At 72.6% G+C, this 2,671-nt stretch carries 3 protein-coding genes and 1 pseudogene; 1 reads left to right on the forward strand and 3 read right to left on the reverse strand.

Features of this window, described 5'->3' with window-relative positions; genetic code table 11:
* Positions 1 to 122: 122 nt before the first annotated feature.
* From nusB to AB0J52_RS35300, 3 genes are read right to left on the reverse strand one after another with little or no spacing between them, the layout of a single operon-like run.
* Positions 123 to 539 (reverse strand): transcription antitermination factor NusB, encoded by a 417-nt coding sequence (gene nusB / locus AB0J52_RS35290; protein ID WP_500187259.1) that lies wholly within the window; start codon positions 537 to 539, stop codon positions 123 to 125.
* A complete protein-coding gene (gene efp, locus AB0J52_RS35295) occupies positions 539 to 1,096 on the reverse strand; it encodes an elongation factor P (protein ID WP_500187260.1) in 558 nt (185 codons plus the stop codon). Before efp ends, nusB begins: the two co-directional genes overlap by 1 nt.
* A gap of 45 nt (positions 1,097 to 1,141) precedes the next feature.
* Complete coding sequence (locus AB0J52_RS35300) at positions 1,142 to 2,221, reverse strand: M24 family metallopeptidase (protein ID WP_500187261.1); 1,080 nt, start codon at positions 2,219 to 2,221, stop codon at positions 1,142 to 1,144.
* Positions 2,222 to 2,434: 213 nt separating this feature from the next.
* Here AB0J52_RS35300 and AB0J52_RS35305 point away from each other — a divergent pair.
* Positions 2,435 to 2,671 (forward strand): annotated as a pseudogene (locus AB0J52_RS35305) (hypothetical protein); the annotation flags it as partial.

The following is a 2,671-nucleotide window of genomic DNA, read 5'->3' on the forward strand; positions in this document are numbered from 1 at the left end:
CTCTCGCCGCGACGGCCCGCGCCACCTGACGGCCCGTGCCGTGGGCGGCGTGCGTCCTCGGACGGGCGGACGGGGGTCGCCGGGGGCGGAGGCGTCAGACCGACAGCGTCAGACCGGCGGCGTCAGACCGACAGGGACGGCTTCAGCTGCTGGAGGCGGGCGAGCAGGCCGTTGACGAAGCGCGGGGACTCGTCGGTGGACAGCTCGGTCGCGAGCGACACCGCCTCGCTGACCGCGACGCCGTCCGGGACGTCGTCCACCCAGAGCAGCTCGAACAGGCCCATGCGCAGGAGGTTGCGGTCGACGACCGGCATCCGGTCGAGGGTCCAGCCGGTCGCGTAGGTCGCGATGAGCTCGTCGATCCGCTCGGCGTGCTCCTGCACCCCCTCGACGATCCGCACGGCGTGCGGGTACTCGGCGAGCTCGCCCTGGTTCGGCCGGCCGCGCTGCTCGAGGACCTCGGTGGGCCGCTCCTCGCGCAGCTCGGCCGCGAACAGCACGTCCAGGGCGAGCTTGCGCGCCTTGGTCCTGGCGGCCATCAGGCCCGACCGAGGTACTCGCCGGAGCGGGTGTCGACCTTGATCTTCTCGCCCGTCGTGACGAACAGCGGGACCTGGACCTGGGCGCCGGTCTCCAGGGTGGCGGGCTTGGAGCCGCCGGTGGAGCGGTCGCCCTGCAGGCCCGGCTCGGTCTCGGCGATCTGCAGCACGACGGCGGCGGGCAGCTCGACGTAGAGCGGGTTGCCCTCGTTGAAGGCGATCATCGCCTTCTGGTCGGGCAGCATGTACTTGGCGGCGTCGCCCACGACGGCGGCGTCGATGGTCGGCTGGTCGTAGGTCTCGGTGTCCATGAAGACGAAGCCGTCGCCGTCGCGGTACAGGTACTGCATGTCCCGCTTGTCGACCGACGCGACCTCGACCTTGCTGCCCGCGTTGAAGGTCTTGTCGATGATCTTGCCCGTGAGCACGTTCTTGATCTTCGTGCGGACGAACGCGGGGCCCTTGCCGGGCTTGACGTGCTGGAACTCCTGAACGGTCCAGAGGCCGTTGTCCATCTTCAGCGTCATGCCGTTCTTCAGGTCGTTCGTCGTCGCCACAGGTGTTCTCCCGCTCGGCGGACCCCGCCTCGTCCGCCGGGTCGGCTAGAGGACGATGAGGTCCTTGGTCGTCTTGGTGAGGAGCTCCGGCCCGCCCGTCCGCGCCACGAGCGTGTCCTCGATGCGGACACCGCCCCGGCCGGCGAGGTAGACCCCCGGCTCGGCGGTGATCGGAACTCGATCCACCAGCTTACCGGTCGCGCGGGTGCTCATGAGCGGAGCCTCGTGGATCTCCAGGCCGACGCCGTGTCCGAGGCCGTGGGTGAAGTCGTCCCCGAACCCGGCCTCGGTGATCATGTCGCGGGCCGCGGCGTCCAGGGCGGCGTACTCGACGCCGGGGACCGCCGCGTCCACGGCGGCCTGCTGCGCGCGCCGGACCAGGTCGTACAGGTCGCGCTGCCAGTCGGCGGGCTCGCCGACCGCGACCGTGCGGGTCATGTCGGCGTGGTAGCCGCCGACCAGCGCGCCGAAGTCGAAGGTGACCAGGTCGCCGGACGCCAGTTCCCGCGCGGAGGGCGAGTGGTGCGGGATCGCGCCGTTCGGCCCGGAGGCGACGATGGTGTCGAACGCCAGGCCGTCCGCGCCGAAGTCGATCATGTGGCGGTCGAGCTCCACCGCCAGCGCGCGCTCGGTGGCGCCGGGGCGGATCGAGGGCAGCAGCGCCGCGAACGCCTCGTCGGTGATCGCGCAGGCCCGGCGCAGCAGGTCGATCTCGGCCTCGTCCTTGACGACGCGCAGCTCCTCGACCAGGTGGCCGAGCGGCTTGAACGCGACGCCGTGGTCGAGCGCGGCGAGTTCGGCGTGGCGCTCGACGGTGAGGTCGTGCGGCTCGAAGCCGAGGGTCGCGGCCCCGGCGTCGGCGGCGAGCCCGACGAGCACCCCGGCCGTGTTCCGGTCGATCACGATCTCCATGTCGGACGCGACCTTCTCGGCCGTCCCGGCGTACCGCCCGTCGGTGCTGAGCAGGTCCGGGCCGTCCACCCGGATGAGCACGGCGGCGTTCGAGCTGTGCAGGCCGGTCAGGTACCGGACGTTCACCGGCCGCGTGACCAGCAGCGCGTCCGCGCCGGCCGCATCGACGGCCGAGGCCAGCGCCGCCCGGCGCCCGCGTTGTCTCTCCCTCATGATCGGAGGGTAGTTCATCGCCGAATATGAAGAACTCTCGACTTCCCGGCGGGGGTTTCCTACGGTGTCCCGCGCCCCCGGTCCCGCCTCCCCCGGCCCTCTCGCAACCCCCTTCACCTCCGCCCTCATGGGCATGCGGCGCATCCCGTCCTTCGGGGCTCGCGGCCCGCGCCACGGCCGCGCCGGACGCGGCCCCTCCCCCTGGAGACGCAGATGTCCGCACTCAGCCGCCGCAAGCTGCTCGGCACCGGCGCACTCAACGCCGCCGGGGCCGCCGTCGCCACCGCCTCCCCCGCGCGGACGGCGGGGCTCGCGTCCTTCACAGCGCTGTTCGGCGAGAAGGCGAAGTCGCCGGTGCGCACGGCGTTCCAGTGGTGGGACGACGAGGCGTGGAGCGGCGGCGGGCCGGTGGGGACCGTGCCGCCGGGCGTCCTCACCGAGTCCGGCCCG

The sequence above is a fragment of the Spirillospora sp. NPDC049652 genome, assembly GCF_040675125.1.
Classification (GTDB): Bacteria; Actinomycetota; Actinomycetes; order Streptosporangiales; family Streptosporangiaceae; genus Spirillospora.

What these genes read in the sequence shown, in the direction of transcription:
- nusB (WP_500187259.1), bottom strand. Translation starts at nt 539, where the DNA reads ATGGCCGCCAGGACCAAGGCGCGCAAGCTCGCCCTGGACGTGCTGTTC.
- AB0J52_RS35300 (WP_500187261.1), bottom strand. Translation starts at nt 2,221, where the DNA reads ATGAGGGAGAGACAACGCGGGCGCCGGGCGGCGCTGGCCTCGGCCGTC.